At 38.2% G+C, this 22,112-nt stretch carries 16 protein-coding genes; 5 read left to right on the top strand and 11 right to left on the bottom strand.

The window, feature by feature from the left end:
- The first annotated feature begins 122 nt into the window (after positions 1 to 122).
- On the top strand, positions 123 to 1,538 hold the full coding sequence (locus ACYVHJ_RS20595; protein WP_460518695.1) for a tagaturonate reductase: 1,416 nt from the start codon (positions 123 to 125) through the stop codon (positions 1,536 to 1,538).
- Positions 1,539 to 1,610: 72 nt separating this feature from the next.
- Here the strand turns inward: ACYVHJ_RS20595 and xylA are convergent, their stop codons facing one another.
- From xylA to ACYVHJ_RS20580, 3 genes are read right to left on the bottom strand one after another with little or no spacing between them, the layout of a single operon-like run.
- Positions 1,611 to 2,924 (bottom strand): xylose isomerase, encoded by a 1,314-nt coding sequence (gene xylA, locus ACYVHJ_RS20590; protein ID WP_339903279.1) that lies wholly within the window; start codon positions 2,922 to 2,924, stop codon positions 1,611 to 1,613.
- 38 nt (positions 2,925 to 2,962) lie between these two features.
- Entirely contained in the window at positions 2,963 to 4,453 is a 1,491-nt protein-coding gene (locus ACYVHJ_RS20585) for a xylulokinase (protein WP_460518691.1), read from the bottom strand.
- A 21-nt stretch (positions 4,454 to 4,474) separates the two neighbouring features.
- Positions 4,475 to 6,118, bottom strand: a complete 1,644-nt coding sequence (locus ACYVHJ_RS20580) for a sodium/sugar symporter (RefSeq protein ID WP_339905666.1) — start codon at positions 6,116 to 6,118, stop codon at positions 4,475 to 4,477.
- Between the two features lie 360 nt (positions 6,119 to 6,478).
- Here ACYVHJ_RS20580 and ACYVHJ_RS20575 point away from each other — a divergent pair, with 360 nt between their 5' ends.
- Positions 6,479 to 7,846 (top strand): transglutaminase-like domain-containing protein, encoded by a 1,368-nt coding sequence (locus ACYVHJ_RS20575; protein ID WP_460518687.1) that lies wholly within the window; start codon positions 6,479 to 6,481, stop codon positions 7,844 to 7,846.
- A 35-nt stretch (positions 7,847 to 7,881) separates the two neighbouring features.
- Here the strand turns inward: ACYVHJ_RS20575 and ACYVHJ_RS20570 are convergent, their stop codons facing one another.
- Positions 7,882 to 8,049, bottom strand: coding sequence for a hypothetical protein (locus ACYVHJ_RS20570; RefSeq protein ID WP_460518684.1), 168 nt, complete (start codon positions 8,047 to 8,049; stop codon positions 7,882 to 7,884).
- Positions 8,050 to 8,261: 212 nt separating this feature from the next.
- Here ACYVHJ_RS20570 and ACYVHJ_RS20565 point away from each other — a divergent pair, with 212 nt between their 5' ends.
- Positions 8,262 to 8,723: a hypothetical protein gene (locus ACYVHJ_RS20565; RefSeq protein WP_339905133.1), complete on the top strand. Its 462-nt coding sequence runs from the start codon at positions 8,262 to 8,264 to the stop codon at positions 8,721 to 8,723.
- Positions 8,724 to 8,969: 246 nt separating this feature from the next.
- Here the strand turns inward: ACYVHJ_RS20565 and ACYVHJ_RS20560 are convergent, their stop codons facing one another.
- The 3 genes from ACYVHJ_RS20560 to ACYVHJ_RS20550 form a co-directional block, all read right to left on the bottom strand.
- Positions 8,970 to 9,653, bottom strand: coding sequence for a DUF2490 domain-containing protein (locus ACYVHJ_RS20560; RefSeq protein ID WP_460518681.1), 684 nt, complete (start codon positions 9,651 to 9,653; stop codon positions 8,970 to 8,972).
- Positions 9,653 to 10,228, bottom strand: coding sequence for a hypothetical protein (locus ACYVHJ_RS20555; RefSeq protein ID WP_460518678.1), 576 nt, complete (start codon positions 10,226 to 10,228; stop codon positions 9,653 to 9,655). The genes ACYVHJ_RS20560 and ACYVHJ_RS20555 overlap by 1 nt, the downstream gene beginning before the upstream one ends.
- A 341-nt stretch (positions 10,229 to 10,569) precedes the next feature.
- On the bottom strand, positions 10,570 to 12,159 hold the full coding sequence (locus ACYVHJ_RS20550; protein ID WP_460518675.1) for a M81 family metallopeptidase: 1,590 nt from the start codon (positions 12,157 to 12,159) through the stop codon (positions 10,570 to 10,572).
- A gap of 332 nt (positions 12,160 to 12,491) precedes the next feature.
- Between ACYVHJ_RS20550 and ACYVHJ_RS20545 the strand changes: the two genes are divergently transcribed.
- The gene (locus ACYVHJ_RS20545; RefSeq protein ID WP_460518672.1) at positions 12,492 to 13,562 is read left to right on the top strand and encodes a serine hydrolase domain-containing protein; all 1,071 of its coding nucleotides are present in this window, start codon (positions 12,492 to 12,494) and stop codon (positions 13,560 to 13,562) included.
- Between the two features lie 10 nt (positions 13,563 to 13,572).
- Here the strand turns inward: ACYVHJ_RS20545 and ACYVHJ_RS20540 are convergent, their stop codons facing one another.
- Positions 13,573 to 14,895, bottom strand: coding sequence for an ABC1 kinase family protein (locus ACYVHJ_RS20540; RefSeq protein ID WP_460518669.1), 1,323 nt, complete (start codon positions 14,893 to 14,895; stop codon positions 13,573 to 13,575).
- 2 nt (positions 14,896 to 14,897) lie between these two features.
- Positions 14,898 to 15,554, bottom strand: coding sequence for a TetR/AcrR family transcriptional regulator (locus ACYVHJ_RS20535; RefSeq protein ID WP_460518666.1), 657 nt, complete (start codon positions 15,552 to 15,554; stop codon positions 14,898 to 14,900).
- A gap of 193 nt (positions 15,555 to 15,747) precedes the next feature.
- Here ACYVHJ_RS20535 and ACYVHJ_RS20530 point away from each other — a divergent pair, with 193 nt between their 5' ends.
- On the top strand, positions 15,748 to 17,073 hold the full coding sequence (locus tag ACYVHJ_RS20530; RefSeq protein ID WP_460518663.1) for a S41 family peptidase: 1,326 nt from the start codon (positions 15,748 to 15,750) through the stop codon (positions 17,071 to 17,073).
- A gap of 142 nt (positions 17,074 to 17,215) precedes the next feature.
- Here ACYVHJ_RS20530 and ACYVHJ_RS20525 read toward each other — a convergent pair whose 3' ends face one another.
- Together ACYVHJ_RS20525 and ACYVHJ_RS20520 are read right to left on the bottom strand one after the other, a co-directional pair.
- Positions 17,216 to 18,730 carry a RagB/SusD family nutrient uptake outer membrane protein gene (locus ACYVHJ_RS20525; protein WP_460518660.1) on the bottom strand — a complete coding sequence of 505 codons (1,515 nt, stop codon included), beginning with the start codon at positions 18,728 to 18,730 and terminating at the stop codon, positions 17,216 to 17,218.
- 21 nt (positions 18,731 to 18,751) lie between these two features.
- Positions 18,752 to 22,063: a SusC/RagA family TonB-linked outer membrane protein gene (locus ACYVHJ_RS20520; protein WP_460518657.1), complete on the bottom strand. Its 3,312-nt coding sequence runs from the start codon at positions 22,061 to 22,063 to the stop codon at positions 18,752 to 18,754.
- Positions 22,064 to 22,112 lie beyond the last annotated feature (49 nt).

Genomic DNA, 22,112 nt, shown 5'->3' with positions numbered 1-22,112 from the left:
TAATTCAATATTTAACCAGTAATTAAGACATTGTAGCATCTTAAAAAATAATAAGCTCAAAACGTAAAAATTTCTTTTGTTTAGGACAAAGAAAACAACCTAAAATTTTAATATATACAAACATGAAACTATTAAATAGACAAAATATCCCTTCAACTTCTACTCGCCCTATCAGCATTCTCCAATTTGGTACAGGTAATTTTTTGAGAGGATTTGCTGATTGGATGATTGATATCCTAAATGAGAAGACCTCATTTAATGGAGATATCCAAATGGTTCAAGTACATAGTAAAAAACCAGCCCATGGCATTAATTCACAAGAAGGTCTATATCATGTGCTTACCAAAGGGGTTAGTAAAGGTCAAACCATAGAAGAAAGTAGGTTAATTCAATCGGTAAGAGGAGCAATTAATCCATTTCTAGATTATAGGGCTTATTTGGAATTGGCAAAAATTCCTGAATTAAGATTTGTTATTTCAAATACCACAGAAGCAGGCATATACTTTGACGAAAAAGACAAGGATTGGGCGACTACTCCAGCGTCTTTTCCAGGGAAATTAACGGCTTTGCTTTATCAACGTTTCCAACATTTTAATGGGGATTCTGAAAAAGGTTTGGTGATCATTCCTTGTGAATTGATAGAAGACAATGGTAAAAAGCTTAAAGAAAATATCAAGAGGTACATCGATTTATGGGACCTTTCAGGCGATTTTGAGGACTGGGTGGTCAAGCATAATTTTTTCTGCAACACACTGGTAGACCGAATTGTACCGGGATTCCCATTGGGAAGTGGCAATGAAATTCAGGCCCAATTAGGCTTTAAAGATGAACAAATGGTGATGACAGAGCCATTTTATTTCTGGGCCATCGATGGACCGGATTGGCTTAAAAATGAATTACCTTTAGATAAAGCAGGATTTGATGTACTTTTCGTAAAAGACATCAGTCCATATAGAACCAGAAAAGTACGAATTCTTAATGGGGCTCACACTTGTTTGGTACCAGTAGCCTATCTCAAAGGAATCAGGTTGGTAAAAGATGCCATGGAGAATGAAGCCACTAGTTCATATCTCCAAAAAGTAATCTTTACTGAAATAATTCCTGCCATGGATCAACCGGAGGAAAACTTAACTCCCTTTGCAGAAGATGTGCTGGATCGATTCAGAAACCCTTTTATAAAGCACAAAATAAGTGATATCGCATTGAATTCCATTGCAAAATGGAAAGTTAGGGTTTTGCCAACATTACTGGACTATATCAATAAAAAGGATCAAATACCTACAGGAATGGTACAGGCTTTTGCTGCCATGATTGTGTATTATAGAGGTCACTATAATGGGGAAGCTACTCCCATCAAAGACAAGTCAGAAGTGGTTAAGTATTTTGATCAGATCTGGAAAATTAAAACACCCGAGGCAGTGGTTGAAAGTGTGTTGGCTAAAGTGGATTATTGGGATCAAGACCTAAACTTGATTTATGGTCTGAGTGAGGCCTTGATTAAAGAAGTAAAAATCCTATTGGCTCAAGAAGAGGGATAATTATTGATAAATTGAATTTAAAAAAAAAAGCGGCTTAAATATTTAAGCCGCTTTTTTTTTATGTTTTGTAACTTAGATAAACTGATTCAGTATATTCTCATACATTTCTTGCTTACCACTTGTCATCTTCGGCTCCCCGATTTCCAGGGCATGGCTTCTTAAGGCTTCCAAGTCAAGCTTTCCGGTTTCAAATGCTTCCCCTTTTCCGCCATCAAAAGAAGCATATCGATTCTTTCTCAAAGTTTGATAATCTGAATGCTCCATGATATCATTGGCAATAACTAAACTCCTTGCAAAAGCGTCCATACTTCCAACATGAGCATGAAAAAGATCGTCTAGGTCTGTAGAGTTTCTTCTTATTTTTGCGTCGAAATTCACTCCACCTGTGGTAAACCCAGGTCCTTGCAAAAGTACCAGCATGGCCTCCGTCAATTCCTGAAGGTTGATTGCAAATTGATCTGTATCCCAACCATTTTGATAGTCTCCTCTATTGGCATCTATACTCCCTAAAAGCCCGGCATCCATGGCTACTTGCAATTCATGTTGGAAGGTATGTCCTGCCAGGGTGGCATGATTCACTTCCAAATTTAGTTTGAAGTCTTTGTCTAAACCAAAATGTCTAAGGAACCCTATTACCGTAGCCGCATCATAATCATATTGATGCTTGGTTGGCTCCATTGGTTTTGGTTCAATAAGGAATGTACCTTCAAAGCCTTGTTTTCTTCCATAATCTCTGGCCATGGTTAAAAACTGGGCCAAATGCTCTGTTTCACGTTTCATGTCGGTGTTCAACAACGACATATAACCTTCTCTGCCACCCCAAAACACATAATTTTCACCTCCTAGCTCGATGGTAGCATCAATTGCATTTTTCACCTGAGTAGCTGCTCTACTTACCACATCAAAATCCGGATTGGTGGCTGCTCCATTCATATACCTTGGATGGCTAAAAACATTAGCTGTTCCCCAAAGTAATTTTATACCTGTTTCTTTTTGCTTTTGCTTGGCATAATCTACTATTGCCCCCATATGCTTCTCATAGGTCGCAATGCTGTCCCCCTCATCGATCAGGTCAATGTCATGAAAACAATAAAAAGGAGCTCCAATTTTCCCGATAAATTCAAAGGCCGCATCCATTTTGTCTTTTGCTCTTTGAATGGGATCATTGGATTGATCCCATTTATGAACCATAGTCCCAGGCCCGAAGGGATCATTTCCAGTGGCACAGAAGGAATGCCAATAGGCTATTGCAAAACGGAAATGCTCTTTCATTGTCTTCCCGGCAATTACTCGGTTCTCATCGTAATATTTGAAAGCCAATGGATTTTTTGAATCCTTTCCTTCAAACTTAATCTTATCAATCTCAGGAAAAAACATATCTGACATAATTCAATTCTTTTTAGGTATTAGATAAGTATATTAATTTATTTCACTTGGTTTAAGCAATTTTCCCACTGCTGATAAACCGCTCCATAGGCTTCTATTTTTTGTGCATCAGGTTCAAAGTCCTGGATTTTCACCAAACCTTGAAAGGCTTCTTTAGAACCTGAATAGATCCCTGCACCAATTCCTGCTCCTCGGGCAGCTCCCTGTGCACCATCCGTATCATACAATTCGAGGGATACATTATTCATGTTAACAAAAGCTTCTCTGAAAATGGGACTGAGAAACATGTTGGCTTTCCCTGCTTTAACGGTTTTCAGGTTTAGCCCCATGTTTTTCATGATTTTGAAGCCATAGGTCAATGCAGATACAATGCCTTCTTGGCCGGCACGGAACACATGCCTTTTGTCATGTTTCAAAAGGTTTAATTGGGATAAGTGTGCACCAACATGCTTATTTTCCATGATTCGTTCTACTCCATTTCCAAATGGTAAAAAACTCAAACCTTCAGCACCTATAGGCACTTCAGCGGCCAATTCATTCATCCCTTCATAGTCCAGTGCTTGATCTCCAAAAGAGCGTTTTAACCAACTATTTAGAATCCCTGTACCATTGATACAAAGTAACACGCCGTATCTTGGACTATTTTTTTTGTGGTTAACATGGACGAAGGTATTAACCCTAGACAAAGGGTCATAAACGGGTTTGGTGCTAACTCCAAAAACAGTACCTGAAGTACCTGCGGTAGTGGCCAACTCCCCTTCTTCTAGCACATTCAAAGAAAATGCATTATTAGGTTGGTCTCCGGCCCTGTAAGTTACGGGAATACCGGCATCTAATCCGAGTTCTTGAGCTACCTGAGGAAGTACCTTGCCTTGATCACCAAATGAAGGAACAGCTTTTGGAAGTAATTTAGCATCTATTCCATAGTGGTTCAGTAGCTTGTCGGCAATATTATTTTCAAGGAAATCCCAAAATACGCCTTCAGACAACCCTGTCTCTGAGGTAAGGATTTCGCCCGTAAGCTTCATGGCTATATAATCACCGGGAAGCATGATTTTATGGGCTTTCTCATATTTTTCAGGCTCATTTTCCTTTACCCATTTGAGTTTTGAAGCTGTAAAGTTACCCGGAGAATTAAGGAGGTGACTCAGGCAATATTCGCTTCCTAAACCGGTAAATGCCTGGTTACCTATGCCTACAGCCCTGCTATCGCACCATATGATCGCTGGTCTTATCACTGACCTATCTTTGTCAACCATTACCAAGCCATGCATTTGGTAAGAAATACCAATTCCTTTTATCTCACCGGGTTTAACCAGGCCTTTCGCGATTATTTCTTTGGTTGTAGCTTTGATGTATTTCCACCACAATTCAGGGTCTTGTTCTGCCCAATCTTTTTGTGGAGAATCAATGTTCATTTCTATTTCCGGAAGTCCCTTTGCTGCCACCACTTTACCTGAGTCTGCATCTAAGAGAGTAGCTTTCACTGAAGAACTACCTATATCATATCCAATAAGGAGTTGTCTCATTTTAAAATCAATAATTTTATTCTACCAAAATACGATGTATAAGGCTGCGATTATACCGGAAATCAAAATTGCGCCAATTTTAAACTGAGTACTTGTTTTGAAAAGGTCTTTGCTAATTTCTATTCCTTTAGGATGGTCCTTGCCTTTGCCTTCAAACAAACTTATGGCAATAATTAACCCTGAAATGATCAAAAATACCAGCCCCATTCTATCTATAAAAGGTAAGTTAGGGGTCAAAAATTTAAATGTAGCAGACAAAGGTATGGTAAGCGCTGCTGCAGTTAAGGCAGCATTTGAGGTTGTTTTTTTCCAAAAGAACCCAAATACAAAAATAGCAAAAACACCAGGAGACACGAAACCGGTATATTCCTGAATGTATTGAAACGCCTGATCCAGCTCCCGTAAGGCCGGAGCAACGATGGCTGCCACAATAAAGGCAACGATGGCTGTAATTCTACCTACCCTTACTTGTTTTTTCTCTGAAGCATTTTCATCAAAGAAGTTTTTGTAGACATCTAAGGTGAAAATGGTGGAAGTACTGTTGGCCATAGAAGCTAAAGAAGAAACGATGGCGGCTGTTAATGCTGCAAAGGCCAATCCTTTCAAGCCGGATGGCAGCAGTTGTAATAATGTTGGATAAGCCCTGTCTGACTTAATAATTCCAGTTACCGGATCAGTCATAGATTCCGCAAAGGAAGGATCTATTCCCTGATTTACAATCACATAAGCAGCAATCCCCGGAATAACCACTATCAGCGGCATAAGAAGTTTTAGAAAACCAGCGAAAACCATTCCTTTTTGGGCCTCATTCAATGATTTTGCGGCCAATGCCCTTTGTGTAATGTATTGATTAAAGCCCCAATAGCTTAAATTAACCACCCACATACCACCGATCAAGACCGATAACCCGGGTAAATCCATGTAGGCATCTCTTTCTCCTCCGGCTCCATCAGGAATCATCATTTCTCCTTTTTCAATAATCATATTGAAATGACTTGACGCCTCTGTCAAAAGAGTAGAGAAACCTTGGAATACGTTTCCGGAACCAACGATAGACAAAGCGAGGTAGGTGGTGGCAAGCCCCCCCAAAACTAAAAAGAACACCTGAACTACATCTGTCCATGCGACAGCTTTTAACCCTCCATAAATGGAATACAACATCGCAAATACAGCTAGTCCGGCAATTCCATACACCATGGGTACACCTAATATTGTTTCAAGGCTTAAAGCTCCTAAATAGAGTACCGAAGTTAAGTTGACAAATACGTAAACCAATAACCAGAACACAGCCATCACTGTTCTAACTCGACTATCATATCGCTTAAGTAAAAATTGAGGCATGGTACTGATACCTTCTTTTAGGTAAACCGGCAAAAAGAAAATGGCCACAATCAATAATGTAGCCGCTGCCATCCATTCGTAAGTAGATATTGCCAGCCCCAGGGCAAAGCCCGAACCTGACATACCGATAAATTGTTCTGCAGAAATGTTGGATGCAATCAATGAAGCTCCTACAGCCCACCAAGGTAAGGCTTTGCTTGCCAGGAAGTAATCATTGGAATCTTTAACGTGTCCCTCTTTCTCTCTTGATACAAAGTATCCCATTAAAATGATAAGGATACAATAACCAATAAAAATGGCGAGGTCTAAAGTGGTAAAATTCATGAACTTTGGATTAATGGGTTTGATGTTTTGTCAATTCGATTCTGTATTAGGTGTCAAAAATTAATGTGCAATATAATCAATTAAGGTTTCGATAAAATAAAATACCTTAGAAAGTCAACTACTCTTTTCAAATGGCCATAAAGGATTTTAATTGGGTACAGTCATTTAATTTTTATTTTATGAGCTGTTATTAAATTATCCCCTTAGCCAATTTCAGCTAAAATAAATGTTATAAGTCATAGAAAACCAGCATGAAATAATGGTAAATGAATAATTCTTTAGACTTGTTGCTTCAATTAGAAATACTAACTTTGATATACTTTTTGATTAATAACCGGAACCTCAACACTATGGCTCAATATGAAAAATCGAACATATAATTCTTCACTAATCTGCCTGGGTATTTGTTGGCTAATTTTAGGCGGCTGTCAATCAAAACCCAAAGAAGTCTCGACGCTTGAGGCAAAGACTGTTACAATCCCGAAAGTGGTCATTGCAGACATTGAAAAAGGGATTAAAGCTTATATTTCCAATAAAGCGTCAGCAAATAAGGGCTTTTTTTTGGTCAGAGATGAGGAGAAATTATTAAGACTAAAATTGGTGAGGGTACATACTGAATACCTTTCTAATTTAGGACCAAATAAGCATTTCGCTTGTGTAGACCTTGCAGATACCAAAGGGGATGTTTACGACGTGGATTTTTTTATGGAGGGAGAGCCTGGCGGAATGGAAGTTACCGAAACCAGTGTACACAAATTAAATGGTAAACCTTTTTATTTCTGGAAACAACAGCCGGACAAAACTTGGAACCGAATTCCTATTGCTGAATCAAGTAATAAACTTCTAGGAGTTATTGAAGGGGAAGATCAATTCCTGTTTAACTACAATATCACTTTGCCGGTGATTTCTGACTCTGCCAAAATATGGATTCCCCTTGCAGCATCTGATGACTACCAAGAAATAGGCCTTGTGAAAAAGGAGATTCCGGGCAAGCACAAAATAATAAAAGATAAAACCAACCAAAATACGGCTTTACTCGTAACCCTCTCTCCAAATGATAGTGAAAAACCTATAACAATTACCTATAAGGTAAAAAGAATAGAAAAAGGTCCTTATCAGGACAGCCTTAAAATCGATCCCCGATACCTCCAATCAAGTACGCTTATGCCTGTTGGTAGAAGGTTTAGAGAATTGGCCCAAGAGGCCATTGGAGAAAAGAAAGGGCAAAGCCAACTAATGAAGGCCAGGGCCATTTATGACTATATTATCGATCATATGAAATACATGAAGTATGGCGATTATGGCAGAGGGGATGCAATTTATGCTTGCGACACCAAAACGGGAAATTGTACCGAATTTCATTCGTTATTTATCTCTATGGCCAGATCAGTAGGCATTCCCGCAAGATTTTCAATTGGCGCAGCAATTCCATCAGACCGGGATGATGGTGGAATTGATGGGTACCACTGTTGGGCAGAGTTTTATGCCGAAGGTAAATGGTGGCCTATAGATATTAGCGAAGGAAATAAATACACTGCGCTGTCGACTTATTATTTTGGTCGACACCCGGCCAATCGAATTGAATTAAGTCGTGGTAGAGACCTAGCGTTTACTCCTAGTCCTGTATCTGGCCCTATCAATTTTATGGCTTATCCGATTTTAGAAATTGGAGGAAAACCCGCAGTTGCCAAAACAACATTTACTTTTATTAGAAACAATACCTATTAATAACACATCATAACGAATAACTATTCGACAAAGTACTATTCCTTTGTTGGGTGCTCATCGTCACCTGATGGGTGTTCATCACCTCCTGATGGATGCTCTTTTTCGGCAGCCGGATGCTCTTCTGTCTGTTCTACTTTGTCCGTTTTTTTGTTTCCGCAAGAAGATATTGTGAAAGAAAACAGCAAAGCCACCAGTAATAGCATGGCGAATGGTTTTATACTTTTTAAAATTCTCATATTCTTTTATTTTCTACACCTAACAAAGTAACTTTTATTTTTGTTATTTCAAAATTTACAAAAGATTATACTTTTAACTTTCACCCCTATAGCTCAATTGATAAGTCGCCAAAAATTATATCTTGAAATGAAAAATCTGGCAACCTTTTTGCCCCTTAACTTAAAAAATTAAAAGCATTATGGAAAAAATAAACTTTAAAAAAAGAGTAATGGAAGAAGCCGTCAGGCGCCAAGAAAGCATTGTTTCAGACTTTAGGCAAAGGATAAAGGAGATTAGAGAAGGAGAGCAGCAGCCCCAAGATGAGCCAGTTGAATATGATCAGCAAGGACAAGAAGATGAAAGCGCTCTCGTGATTAACAGAATCGGTCGGGAGCTTGACTTTGTGATCGATGAACTGGATTTCTTAAAACAAATGAGAACTGCAGATAATATTTTAGATGAAGTCACCCTCGGAGCAATTGTAAAAACAGACAGCATGACCTTTTTCCCAAGTGTAAGTTTGGAGGAATTTGAAGTGGATGGTCAGAAATTATTTGGTATTTCAAAAAATGCTCCGATTTACAAGGAAATGAAGGGAAAGAAAAAAGGAGATACTTTTGGGTTAAATGGTAAAACCTATGAAATCATAGACTTATATTGAAATCGGTATTTGGCAGAAGTAAATCTTTAAATAGTTGTAAGTTTATACAAAGAAGTTAATTTTTAACCCTGAAATAAAAAATCACACATTTTGTTTATCTTTCACTAGCTTAGTCATAAAAAGCTAAAAATCAATAGGAAAAGGAACTTCGGATTAATTTTCAAGTTCCTTTTCTACAAACTCATTTTGAAAGGTAAATTAAAGAGCAACTTTACTAAATCAACAACAAAGTTGATTTGATAAGTTTTAAAAATTTAAATACCAACCAAATTTAAACCAGGTCCTGTGTCTCAGGTCAGGGTCAAAAAAACGATCAGTTCTGTAGTCGATACCTGCTTGAAATTTCTGTTTCGCCTTGGAGAGGTGTCCCAGGGATGCCACAATCCTGTTCTCCAATCCACTTACACGAGACTGATAACTGTAGAGCAATTCATCACTAAACACCAAATAAAACTCTCCAGGATCTAATCTTTTCCCTTCTATTGGGACTTCAAAAGACACCCTATACCTAAGCCGGTATTCATTTTTCTCAAAAGGTAAATAGGTTTGGTCAAAACGGATTCTGTGACCAATTTTATAATTTCTGGGCAACTGTAGTATGGATATTTGCTGTATTGTACGGTGGCTATTGTCACCTCTGCTATCCACACGGTATTGATACCCTGCAGCAATATCAATAAATGGATTAACCTTTGTTCCTAAAAACCCTTGAAAATCAGTTAGATTATGGAAATAGCCGGCATCAAGATCTTCTCCCCCGAATTTTTCAGCCATCCCATGTTGACTCTCTATTTTACCAATAACTTTTAATTTTTCTGTAGCTTTAAAACCCACTTGAAATTCAGGAAAAAACCCAAATAACCTAACAGTTCCTTGAGCCATTATTTGTATAGGTAATAAAAGAAATATAACAAGTATTAATTTACGCATTAAAAGAATAGATTATTAGAAGGTGTCAGGATGATTTCTCTTTTCATTAGAAGTTCGCCCTCCTTATCAAATAATCCTTCCCATAATTTTTTTGTGCTTGATGTTTTACCATAAAATTCCACCTCATATTTAATTATAATATCATCGGATTTATTAGTATCTATCCAATTTTTTAAGTTTTCGCTTTTCCCAGTATACTGAATTTGAATCTTCCGTATATTAGTTTTTAAGAAGTTGTCCGAAAAATATTTCGAAATATTTTGCTTAACTTTTTTAGGCAATCTCCTCCAATGTACTAATACTTCAATATCCTCTAAGGTACCATCCATACTAAACTCCACACTGAACTTTTTTTTCTTATGGTAAAATTTAGCTTCATAGCTTTTGCTTTCCCCTGAAGTTTCAAAAAACCAATTCATCCTATTTTTCTGATCAAAAACCTCCTCTACCCAAGAAACCGCATTGGAGGGAACATCACTACGCATCACCTTGCTTTCCTTTTCAATTTTCACCTGAGCATTGGCAACCATTGAAAGCGTATACATGAACCAAAAAACAAAACTAATTTTAACCATTTTTCCGGGATTTACTTAATTCAGACTTTTCTTATAGTTTTTACCTAAAGTAAAAACCCGATTTTTTTAAATAGAGACCAGTCAGTAAGATGATCAAATTGTTAAATAATCATTACGCAATATTCATTTAACTAGAATACATTTAAGAAATATTTTGGTGTTACAAGAAATGTAACGCAAATATAAATGGAAGAAGAAGACCAAACTAAATTGTTATCCAATAAAATGGCCTGATTCTAGGTAAATACAATAGAATCAGGCCACTTATTACAAAAACCAACTAATACATAATAACTTTAAGCCGCTTTTTGTCCAAAAGTTTAAAAAAACATGTAGGATTACTAAAATTCATGAGATAAAGGGACTAACCTTGCACTTAAATCAGGCGTTTCCATATCCTTATCAAATGGAAACATCGGTCGGTTGATGCGTTTAAACTCCAAACGCTCCAGATCCTGATCAACACCTCCCGGAGTAAGGGCCATGATCCAGTCTGCCCTCATATCGTACAGTTCAGGTACAAGATAGCCAATTTTTACAACGACTATATCCGTTTCTTTTGGATTAAGACCAAGGTTGGTAAAATCCTTTTCCCTATGATAGGGCTTTCTTTTTTTTGTAACAATTACATGAACACTGCCAACTTTTACAACCACCTCTACTTCTGCATTTCTATCCCCCTTTTCAATAGCTGTCACTGTACCGGTTAGTAGTATAGGTGGTGCAAATCGGTCATCTACCGCAGCTCCTGCCTTGGCAGACACCTCCCCACCTACACCTGCATCCAAAGCAGCTTCTACCAATTCGGGGCCTGGGATAGAAGCATAAATTAGGGAAGGGCCTGAACCTGATTTAAACTCAGGTCTTTCAAGTATTTCTTTAAGTGTCCAGGTCACATCTCCAGCGCCTCCTGCAGTTGGATTGTCTCCCATATCACTGATCATAAATGGTACTTTATCACTAGCAATGGCCATATCTAAACTCTCCTTAAGACTAGCAGTAGGTGCAATAAATTCAAATTTGTCCCGTCTTTCCCAAAAACTGAAGGCAAGCTCCTCTGCTGTTTGGGTGACTTTTTCCTTATCATCCCCGGTAACCATTACTACAGCGTGGTTTCGCGGCTCGTCCGCCCAAGCATAGCCTACCCAAATTGCGGCATCTACTACCCCCTCCTGTTGAGTAGCCGGGTTTACAGCTGCATATAAGCTTTTTCCCGGCTCTACACGGGTACTGGTTTTTTCTCCCGGAAGTAATATGGGAACTGGAATCCATGCTTTATAAGCAGGCTTTCCTTTTCCCGATTCCAAACGTTCTAATAAGTTATCAACAGCACGTTTTTTGGATTCCAATGCATCTTCATGGGGAGCCATTCGGTAACAAGTAATTAAATCAGAATTACCCGCCAGCCGCCAAGAAACATTTCCATGCAAATCCATTGAAGTAGAAATGATAGTCTCTTTTCCTACAACTTCCCTAATCCTTTCAATAAAGTCCCCTTCAGGATCATCTAGGCCAACCACGCTCATGGCGCCATGAATATCAAAAAACAATCCATCATAAGGTAAATTTTCTTTCAATCTCTCCAAAGTCTCTCCCACCAGTGACTCGTATGCCTCCCTTGAAACGATACCTCCAGGAATGGCATGACCTCTTAAAGTAGGAAACCATTTGGCTCTTGATCTATTAATTGAGTCTGGCCTCATAAAAGGGTAATAATCAAATACCTCCTCTCCTCTCCGGGCAAGAAAGGCATCTTCTTCCGATACCGCAGGTGAAAAAGTACTAGATTCTATGGCCAATCCCGCAATTGCCACCCGAGGAAGGTCAGCATTCTCTTCAGCACTTTCCGATGTTTTGCCTCCACAATAACTAAAAAACAACAAGGTACTGAGTAAGCACAAATAGGAATAGGTAGATTTTTCTTTTAACATAGTAGCAATATTAAATGATAATAAAGACTTAGATTCGACAAAAAATGATCGAATAATCTAAAATAAGGTAATTTTTAACACATATTCTACACAAATCAATAATTTAATTGAAACACACCTTCATTTTTAAGGCTCCCCATAAATTTAAATTCATTCTAGACCGATCCAAATATTGTGAGAAGTAATGGAATTGAAGTAAAGTATGGACGCAATCAAAAAATAATATCACTCTGTTGTTACTCTACCTTTAATTGTTTGCTAACCTTCACAATGAATTTGCCATTATAAGGTTTATTTTAGTATCTTTCCCTTTTAATCCTAAACATCAATTTATGTTTTCTACCGACAGGAAATCCACCATTTTTACTGCCTGGCATAAAGCGTTTGATCAGTTTTCTACCAAGAAAAAGTTAACAGGACTTGTTCTTAGTATTTTTAAGGAAAGCACGGAACCCATTTTATGGTCTGATTCCACAAAGGATATTTCATTGGATCAGCCCTATTTCATCACAGAACTCGGAAATATCCACCTACTGGCTATAATTATAAAACTAAAGATAAGAGGCTTACTGACACTTGATCAATCCATCACAGACATTCTTCCAGAAAAAGAATTCGCAGGATTAATCAAGCTAAGAGGAAAGGATTATACACATGAAGTTACCATTTCTCAATTACTGACCCATAGGTCCGGTATTCCGGATTTTCTGAATGATTCTTCAAAAAATGTACAGTCCATAAAATCCCACCTTTATTCTGGAGAAGACCTATCTTTGGAGTTAATAGATATCTTGAACAAAAGCAAGGGTCAGAAAGGAATTTTTAAACCCGGAAAATCTTCAAAAAGTCATTATTCTGCCACCAATGATATCCTTCTAGGGAAGGTCATTGAGAAGATTACCGGTGAATCTTTAGAAAAGGCCCTGAATGATTTTCACTTTTCAAGGCTATCAATGAACCAAACCTATGTTTATAAGGACGCCAATGATAGAACTCCTTCTCTATTTTCTTATAAAAACAGACCTTTGAATCTACCCCTTGCAATGCGTTCACTAGGAGGGGCAGGAGGTATTGTAAGTACAGCTAGAGACAGCCTTACTTTCCTGAAGGCATTTTTTCACGGACATCTTTTCCCAGTTTCCGAATTGGACGATATCATGGACTGGTTACCTGTAAAGCAAGGCGTCAGCCAAGGAATTGGAATATCACGCTACCAAAGAGCTCGAATTCTACCATTGGCTTCAAAAGATCCTGAGTTCATTGGGTGTAGCGGACATACTTCCGGAGCTTTTAGTCTATATGCTCCGGAATTTCAAATATTCTTTACGGGAACCACCAATCAGGCTGACGATCCATTGCTGCCCTATAAGTTAGCCACTGCCATGTTAAAAGAATTGAATTAATTTTTGAAAGTCAGCTTTTAATCCAATCCGGCTTGGTTGTTTTAATATTTGCTTGAATTTGGTTAAGTAAATTATACAGTCCAAAATAAGTTCTATTGATGTATAAACCATGTCTAGAACCTCTGGCTTGTTTGGATTTCCTAAACATCTTGTCATTTGAGATTTTATCTCCTAGAGCAAAAATCATTTGAAAGTAGTTGTCATCAGCGAAATCAAAGGTATCCACATGAAACGGTTTCCCCAGAAGGGAAATCATCTCTTTAAAGGTGTTTTTAAAATAAACTTTTTCCTCGGCAGAATCCCTTTCAGAAATAAACTCAAGGTCATAGAAAATTTGATCCAGTTCTTCCTCTTTGATCAAAAGGTCTTTCTTTATTAGAGAAAAATAACCGGAATAAAACTCTTCAGGAATCACTTTCACACATCCAAAATCAATAACAGCCAATTTATTCCCTTTCTGTATAATAAAATTGCCGGGATGTGGATCTGCATGCACTTGTTTTAGCTGATGAACTTGATGGTCATAAAAGTCCCACATGGTTTGGCCTACTTTGTTTCTGGCCTCCTGACTGGGATTCGTTGCTAGCCATTCCTTTAGATGTTTGCCTTCCATCCAGTCCATGGTGATCACACGGGCACTACTCATTTCTTCATAGTACTTCGGGAAATTTAGCCCTTTAATGTGACTACAGGCTTCCGATATTTCCTTACTTCTTATGACTTCCAGCTGGTAATCGGTTTCTTCAAGTAACTTTTCTTCAACCTCTTCCATATAATTATCCAACTCCCTTTCATTCATGTTCAATAAACGAAGTGCAAATGGCTTGACTAGCTTTAAGTCTGATTTCACACTTGACCCTACACCCGGATACTGTATTTTCACTGCAAAAACCTTATCTCCTTTGGTAGCTTTGTGCACCTGACCTATGGAAGCGGCATTGGCTGCTGAAGTGGTGAAGGTATCAAAAAGGTTTTCAGGCCCTTTCTTAAAATATTGATTAAAAGTCTTTACCACCAATGGATAAGACAGAGGTGGGGCACTGTATTGTGCCATTGTGAATTTATCCTGATAAGCACCCGGTAACATATTCTTATCCATTGCCATCATTTGAGCCACTTTTAAGGCACTCCCTTTCAGTTCACTTAGTGAATCATAAATATCTGAGGCATTGTTTTTATGAAGCTCATCTTTGGTCATTGCAGGATTGACCACTTTTTTTGCATAATGCTTCATATAATTCCCCCCTACCTTAGCCCCGGTACTAATAAACTTTGCAGCTCTTTGCACTTTGGAGACAGGTATACTTTGTTGCTCATTTAATTTGTTTGTCATGGCTATTTGGATTGAAAAAGGAATTTTGCAAAATCTACGAAACTATCAATGGCAGACCTACCCATCAGGTCAAAGGCTAAATTCACAGATTTTTCTATGGCAGCATCTGTTTTTTCAAAAGCCGGCGAATCATCTTTCAACCAAAACCTAAAAACAAACATTACCTGAAGCCAAATGGCCTCGTGGTATTTATCTGTTAAATATGGCCGCTCTGCAATTTCCTCTGTTTCTTTCCCTTCATTGACTATACCACTTGCAAAATCTTTAAACTTTGATTTAAAGCCTTTTAATTCTGAAGGGTAACTTTGATTTTTTATTGACACATTTCCATACACTGCTAGCAAGTAGGATCTTCTGTTTTTCAATTCTTCAATCCAGGTAAATAAAAAGCCCAAGAGCTTTTCTCTGGATGTATATGATTGGTAAACCTCCTGACTTTCTAAGGCTTGAATAGTATTGTCAAAAATCAATTCCCAAACCGCTTTCTTTACCGCACCAAAAGAAGAAAAATACTCATAAAACACGGTCTCTTTCATTTTCATGTCCTTGGTGAACTTGAAAACAGAAACCGGCTCACTCCCGGTTTCCAAAATATGAGAGATATACCCATCAATTATTTTATTTTTTTCCGTTTGGCTATTCTTTATTTTTTCTGTCATTTTACCCATTATTTATTCTTAATTGTTTAACTAAATAAAGGGCTATCTGGTTTGTTAATTCTCATTAAATTTTCTGTAAAAAAAATTAAATCTATTTGAGAATGAGTAAATTCAGGGCTCAAGAAATACGATTTGCACATCTATTTTTCACTTGTTTTCGTTAATTACGATACAGACTAACGATGATTTAACAATGCTTAGAGCCAAGTTTATTCTTTATTATGCCGTCTTGACGGCTTCAATTTTCGTTTCATCTTGTAATAAAAACGTCGAAGAAGCTCCCCAAGACCCTAACCTTGTAAAAAATGCAATCTTAGAAACAATGCAAGAATGGTACTACTGGAATGATCAATTGCCTACGGTAGTAAATATTGACAGTTATGGTAGCAATGAGGAGCTATTGTATAACCTTATGTACTTGCAATACGACAGGTGGTCTTACCTCACTACAAAAGATGATTTTGAAAAAGCATTTACGGGTCAAAATGCCGGACATGGGGTTGGATTTGGTTTAAATGCCTCCAATGAATTGTTTATTTCTTTTGTTTATAAGGAATCACCTGCAGGGCAAGATGGCTGGAAGAGGGGTTGGCAGATTTTAGAAATCAATGGGCAACCAATTTCTTCTTATAAAACTAATGGTGGTTATAACTTTGATTTAGGCGAAAACAGAGCTGGCATATCCAATTCTTTTACTTTCAAACTACCTGATGGAAGTACCACTACTAGAACCAGCATTAAAGATAATTACCAGGCAAATTCAGTCCTCCATAAGGAAATTATCGAACAAAGGGATAAAAAAATAGGGTACTGGGTTTACAATAGTTTCAAAGCAACTCCTAACTTAAGCCCTACAAGAAGTGTGGAAGTTGAAGAAACTTTAAAGTACTTTGAAGAAGGGAGTATCAATGAATTAATTATTGATTTAAGGTACAATGGTGGAGGGTCCGTAGATGTGGCAGAACAAATAATGAATGCATTGGTACCTGCAGCTGCTAATGGTAAATTAATGTATACCAATGATTTTAATCCTGTCAAAGAAAGTCTTAACGATTCCTATAACTTTGAACGAACCAATAACCTGACTTTGGATAAATTGGTAGTCATTACTTCAAGGGGTTCTGCCTCTTCCAGTGAATTGTTAATAAACTGCTTGAAACCCTATATGGAAGTTACCTTAGTGGGTGAACAAACCTATGGGAAACCTGTAGGGTCATTCCCACTGTCATCCTTTAATAATGTATTGGATCAAAACAATGTAGAATTAGTCCCTATCACATTTGCGATTGCAAATGCTACTGGGCAAGCAGCGTATTATGATGGGTTTCCTGCAGATATTTTGGCTGCTGATGACCCTTCCGTTAATTGGGGAAACCAGGAGGATGAAAGACTATCCGCAGCTATTTCTTATCTGCTCTATGGTAGTCTAGGTACTACTAGCCGTACAAAGCCTTTCAAGTCCAATTGGCAAATGATTGATGGGTTCTCTGGTTTACAGCAAGAATTTCCGGTTTATTAACATGTATAATAACCGGCTAAATTGGTATACTATTACGAAAAGTAGATCAATTTTTGATTCAGGAGCAGACAAAAAAATTGAAAGGCAATAAAAGTTAAAAAAGGTGGTAGGAAATCCTACCACCTTTTTTATGAAATAACAATTAGTAACCTGGGTTTTGAGGGGCCAGGTTCGGATTTACATCCAGCTCAATCCTTGGTAGCGGCATCAAATAATCCTTTGAAGCATCAAAGTTATCGTGAGGTTCTAGGCTATTTGCACCTTTAAATACTTCATCACCCAATTGCCTTCTCTTAATATCATACCATCTTTTATACTCGAAAGAAAGTTCAATTCTTCTTTCTTCAAGGATTAAATCAATGAATGCATCTTTATCCATTCCAGACTGTACATCTTCCGGAAAACTATTCATTTGTCCTGCTGCATTTCTCGCCCGCTCTCTTATCTCATTTACTAGAGATACGGCTTCTGCAGTAGGTCCATTATTAACTTCAGTAGCAGCTTCAGCAGCGATCAACAAAACTTCTGCATAACGCATGGCTGAGTAATTATTGTCTGAATATCTCCCGTCCGAATTACTGTTACCCGGAAACCTTCTGTATTTAGCAATATGAGGTCTTTGGGTATTTTGAAATTCAGTAAATGGAACCATCACTCCACCTACTAGGGCTTCATCCTCAAAACTTACAGACTTTCTGTAGTCTCTATCATCCCAAGTATTGTAAACAGCCATGGAAGGCACACAAACACTCCATCCCAAATTATCTGCACCTCTAATTCCCGTCATTGGCGGCATGATATCATCATTGGCTCCACCACCACCATTTTGTTGACCTAGAAAATCAACCGAGAAAATCGGTTCTTTAATGTTATCTGCCATTTCAGCTCGGTACAAGTTTTGATAATCTGCCTCCAACTCATAACCAAACCTGTCTTTGTTATCAATTACCCATTTGGCCTCGTCATAGGCTTTTTGGTAATCCCCTAATGTAAGATTGACTGAGGCCAAGTAAGCAGCAGCTGTACCTTTGGTAGGTCTCGACCTCACATTATTGGGTTGATTATCCGGCAGATGTTCTTTGGCGAATGCAAAATCTGCCAAGATACCTTGGTATACATCTGTTGCAGAGGTTTTGGAAATATCTTTTACTGCCTCAGGGTCTGTAATAAAAAAATCAATATAAGGAATATCTCCAAACACCCGAACCAAATGGTAATAACTGAAAGCTCTAACAAACCTAGCTTCTGCAATTAATTGATTACTTACATTTTCATCCAATTCAAGGCTTTCTGCTCCTGCAATGGCAGCATTGGCTGCACTGACAACCTGGTACCAATATGGCCAATAAGCCCTAACCATACCATTGTTATCATCCATATTAAAGTCATTGACTTGTTGCCTTTCAGCCGGGGTTCCTCTATCTCCAATATCCACCATATCCCCTCTTAACATGATGGAAGTAACAAACTGTCTTCCATACAGTCTTTCACTTGCAATCCACCCATAGGCTCCAAAAATTGCTGTTTCCACATCTTTTTCAGAGTTAAATAAACTCTCAGGTGCCAATAAGCCTACAGGCTTTTCTTCCAAGTCTGCGCAGCCTGCAAACAAGCAGGTAGCGGCCAATACCAAAGATTTATATATATTCGTTTTCATGGTTATTTCTTTTTTGGTTGCTTAAAATCCTACATTCAGACCTATAGTATAACTCTTTGCATTTGGATAACTACCATAATCAAGCCCCAGATTTCGGTTGCCATCCGTGGCTCCATTAGAACGGTAATTAACCTCTGGATCATACCCTTCATAAGAAGTAAATGTTAATATGTTCTGTGCACTAACATAAAGTCTAAGTTTGGAAAGGCCCAAACGGTCTACAACAGTTGAAGGGAAATTATACCCCAAAGAAAGGTTTTTTAACCTTGTGTAAGTTCCATCAAAAATCCACCTCGTCGATACCCTTCTGGTCCTGCCGTTAAATGCCCTAGGCACATCTGTCTGAGTATTTGTAGGCGTCCATCTGTCCAATGCTTCTGTCGTAGCATTGTTGATTCCGGACATTAAGTTGAGTTCCATCAAGGTATAGCTAAGAATATCATTCCCTACCGATCCTTGGAAGAACACATTCAGATCAAAGTTTTTGTATCTGAAATCATGGTTCCATCCCCAAAAGAAGTCAGGGTGAGGATTACCAATTATTTGTCTGTCATCACTGTTAAGTACCCCATCGTCATTTAAATCCCTGAATTTCTCTCCTCCGGCTTCTTGCTCAAATCCACCTCCGGGAAGAAATTCATCACCTTCTTGGTATACTCCATCATAGACCCAACCATAAAAGCTACCTACAGAATTGCCTTCTTTTAATAGTTGAGTGGTACCTAAGCCTACCATATGCCCTGGGCCTGATCCATACTGAATATCAGTTCCTTCGGGTAAAGAAAGCACAGTGTTACGGTTTCTAGAAAAGTTTATATCCATATCCCACTGAAAAGCGCCTACTAAATTTCTAGATCCTATGGTAAGTTCTACACCTTTATTCTCAACTTGGCCAATATTTCTTAATTGGGTGGTATAGCCTGAATATTGAGGCAATTGGACGGCAAACAGCAAATCAGAGGTTACCATTCGGTAGTACTCAGCCGATAATGTAACCCTATCGTCCCAAAAACCAATGTCTGTACCTATATTTAGTTGTGCGGTAGTTTCCCAAGTTAAATTATCGTTGGCCACGGTGGTAGGTCTAACAGCATTTACAGGTACCCCGTCGATAATTGAAAATACCGGTGAGAATCTAGCTAAGGTTTGGTAAGGTGAGATGGCCTGGTTTCCTGTAATCCCATAACTACCTCTCCATTTCCAAAAACTTATTAAATCAGATGTTTGAAGAAATTCTTCATTTTTCATATTCCAAGCAATTGCTCCTGATGGGAAAAATGCCCATTTATTATTTTTAGAAAATGTGGATGAGCCATCATATCTTGCATTAAAAGTAAACAAGAACTTGTCTGCTAATGAATAATTTAATCGCCCATAATATGAAGAAATTTGCCAATCTGTCAAGGAGGAGTTAGGTGCCTGCCAAACAGCCGAAGATCCTAGGTTCCAGAATGAAAAGGCATCTGTAATAAATGAAGTACCTCTTGCCCCATAGCTTTCGCTTTCTGAAGACTGGAAAGAGTATCCCCCCATCGCTGAAAAGGTATGGTCATTTGCAAAAGTCTTTGAATAGGTAAGGTAATTCTCATTCAATACCAAGGTGTTTCTGAACGCATTAATAGATGCATCTCCACCAACATTTCTTCCTTCCGTAACGGTGGTAGGTGCGTAGGTACCAGTTCTGGAGGAATTTGCAGTAGCGCCGAAGGTAGTTTTAAATTTCAGTCCTTCGATTATGTCGTATTCAGCAAAGAAATTCCCTTGAAACCGGTCATTAACATTTTCATTTTGCAATTGAGTGGCCACTGCATAAGGGTTGTCATGCGGATCGTTAAGTCTGGCAACAGTAAAAGACCCATCTTCATTATAAATTGGTTGATCAGGCTCGAATTTAAAAGCAGAAGCAACCACTCCTGGAGTTAATCCTCCTGAATTTTCTTGGGTCCTAACACCATCGCTGCTACTTCTCCTTGCGAATAGATTTAATCCAATTTTGAGTCTTTCAGTAGCTTGAATATCTAAATTACTGGTAATGCTGAACCTATTAAAGTCAGAATTAATGATCACTCCTTTTTGATCAAAATAAGACCCTGAAACATAATAGTTTACATTGTCTGTTCCTCCGGATATAGATAGTTGGTAATTTTGGATACCACCGGTTCTGAAAATCTGATCTTGCCAATCGGTATCTCCACCGGCAGGCTGAATATTAGGTCGTGCATCAGATATATAGTCATTGAATTGAGAAGCGTTCAATAAATCAAGTCGATTAATTTCATTTTGCATACTGTAAGAGGTATTGAAATCAATCTTTGCTGCTCCTGACTTTCCTCTTTTTGTGGTTACCATGATTACACCATTAGCTCCCCTTGATCCATATATTGCAGTAGCAGATGCATCTTTCAAGACCTCCATAGAGGCTATATCTTCAGGTGGTGGCATGGCTGCTCCGATAAATCCATCCACAACGAAGATTGGATCACTACTCGCGTTGATAGAAGTTCCACCTCTAACCCTTACTTTCATGCTTGCTCCTGGAGCACCATTATTGGATTGAATCTGAACGCCGGCTGCCCTACCTTGGAGCGCTTGCACAGCATCAATAGCCGGATAGGCGGTTAATTCTTCAGCTTTTACGGAAGACACTGCTCCCGTAAGGTCACTCCTCTTTTGGGTTCCATAGCCTACCACGATCACCTCTTCCAAAGAAGATGCATCCATTTCCATGGTCACATCTATTACCGATTGATTGCCAATCGAAATCGTCTGGGCCTCATATCCTATATAAGAAAATACCAAAACAGCGCCATCAGGGACTGTTAAGGAATAGCTACCATCTAAATCAGAGACAGTTCCTGTGGTGGTGCCTTGAACAGAAATTGTAGCTCCTGGTAAAGGCTGTCCTTCTTCATCTTTAATTACACCTTTTATCGTTCTATCTACTTCAGCAGCTACAGGTGCAGGTTCAGTTTTTACAAGCCTTATATCAATTTGATCATTAACTTGGCGAAAGCCTAAAGTAGTCTGAGAGGCAACTTCTTTTAGTATTGATTCTACGCTAGCATTGCCTTTGGAAAGCACTAGAGAGATATTTTCATTTACATCCTTTTTATCGAATGAAAAAGTGAAAGGAGTTTGCTTTTCAACCTTTTGCAGAAAACGACCTAAGGTCATTTCTCTTTCATTTATACTCACTTTTACTTCATCTATTGATTGGTATTGATCCTTTACGCTAAGGGCCAAAACAAAATTAAAGAGAAGTAGCTGAAGAGTGAATCCATACAAGAAGTAACGGGACAATAAGTAGATTGTCTTATGCAGTTTAAATTTCATAGTTTTTAGGTTTATTTTTTCAGTTATTGACTTTAGACAATTAAAAGAA

The organism is Cyclobacterium sediminis (assembly GCF_054781075.1).
This window is presented reverse-complemented; position numbering and strand designations above follow the sequence as displayed.

Excerpts from the sequence above, each read along its gene's own strand:
- ACYVHJ_RS20595 (WP_460518695.1), top strand. The coding sequence starts at position 123 with ATGAAACTATTAAATAGACAAAATATCCCTTCAACTTCTACTCGCCCT.
- xylA (WP_339903279.1), bottom strand. The coding sequence starts at position 2,924 with ATGTCAGATATGTTTTTTCCTGAGATTGATAAGATTAAGTTTGAAGGA.
- ACYVHJ_RS20585 (WP_460518691.1), bottom strand. The coding sequence starts at position 4,453 with ATGAGACAACTCCTTATTGGATATGATATAGGTAGTTCTTCAGTGAAA.
- ACYVHJ_RS20580 (WP_339905666.1), bottom strand. The coding sequence starts at position 6,118 with ATGAATTTTACCACTTTAGACCTCGCCATTTTTATTGGTTATTGTATC.
- ACYVHJ_RS20575 (WP_460518687.1), top strand. The coding sequence starts at position 6,479 with ATGAAAAATCGAACATATAATTCTTCACTAATCTGCCTGGGTATTTGT.
- ACYVHJ_RS20570 (WP_460518684.1), bottom strand. The coding sequence starts at position 8,049 with ATGCTATTACTGGTGGCTTTGCTGTTTTCTTTCACAATATCTTCTTGC.
- ACYVHJ_RS20565 (WP_339905133.1), top strand. The coding sequence starts at position 8,262 with ATGGAAAAAATAAACTTTAAAAAAAGAGTAATGGAAGAAGCCGTCAGG.
- ACYVHJ_RS20560 (WP_460518681.1), bottom strand. The coding sequence starts at position 9,653 with ATGCGTAAATTAATACTTGTTATATTTCTTTTATTACCTATACAAATA.
- ACYVHJ_RS20555 (WP_460518678.1), bottom strand. The coding sequence starts at position 10,228 with ATGGTTAAAATTAGTTTTGTTTTTTGGTTCATGTATACGCTTTCAATG.
- ACYVHJ_RS20550 (WP_460518675.1), bottom strand. The coding sequence starts at position 12,159 with ATGTTAAAAGAAAAATCTACCTATTCCTATTTGTGCTTACTCAGTACC.
- ACYVHJ_RS20545 (WP_460518672.1), top strand. The coding sequence starts at position 12,492 with ATGTTTTCTACCGACAGGAAATCCACCATTTTTACTGCCTGGCATAAA.
- ACYVHJ_RS20540 (WP_460518669.1), bottom strand. The coding sequence starts at position 14,895 with ATGACAAACAAATTAAATGAGCAACAAAGTATACCTGTCTCCAAAGTG.
- ACYVHJ_RS20535 (WP_460518666.1), bottom strand. The coding sequence starts at position 15,554 with ATGACAGAAAAAATAAAGAATAGCCAAACGGAAAAAAATAAAATAATT.
- ACYVHJ_RS20530 (WP_460518663.1), top strand. The coding sequence starts at position 15,748 with ATGCTTAGAGCCAAGTTTATTCTTTATTATGCCGTCTTGACGGCTTCA.
- ACYVHJ_RS20525 (WP_460518660.1), bottom strand. The coding sequence starts at position 18,730 with ATGAAAACGAATATATATAAATCTTTGGTATTGGCCGCTACCTGCTTG.
- ACYVHJ_RS20520 (WP_460518657.1), bottom strand. The coding sequence starts at position 22,063 with ATGAAATTTAAACTGCATAAGACAATCTACTTATTGTCCCGTTACTTC.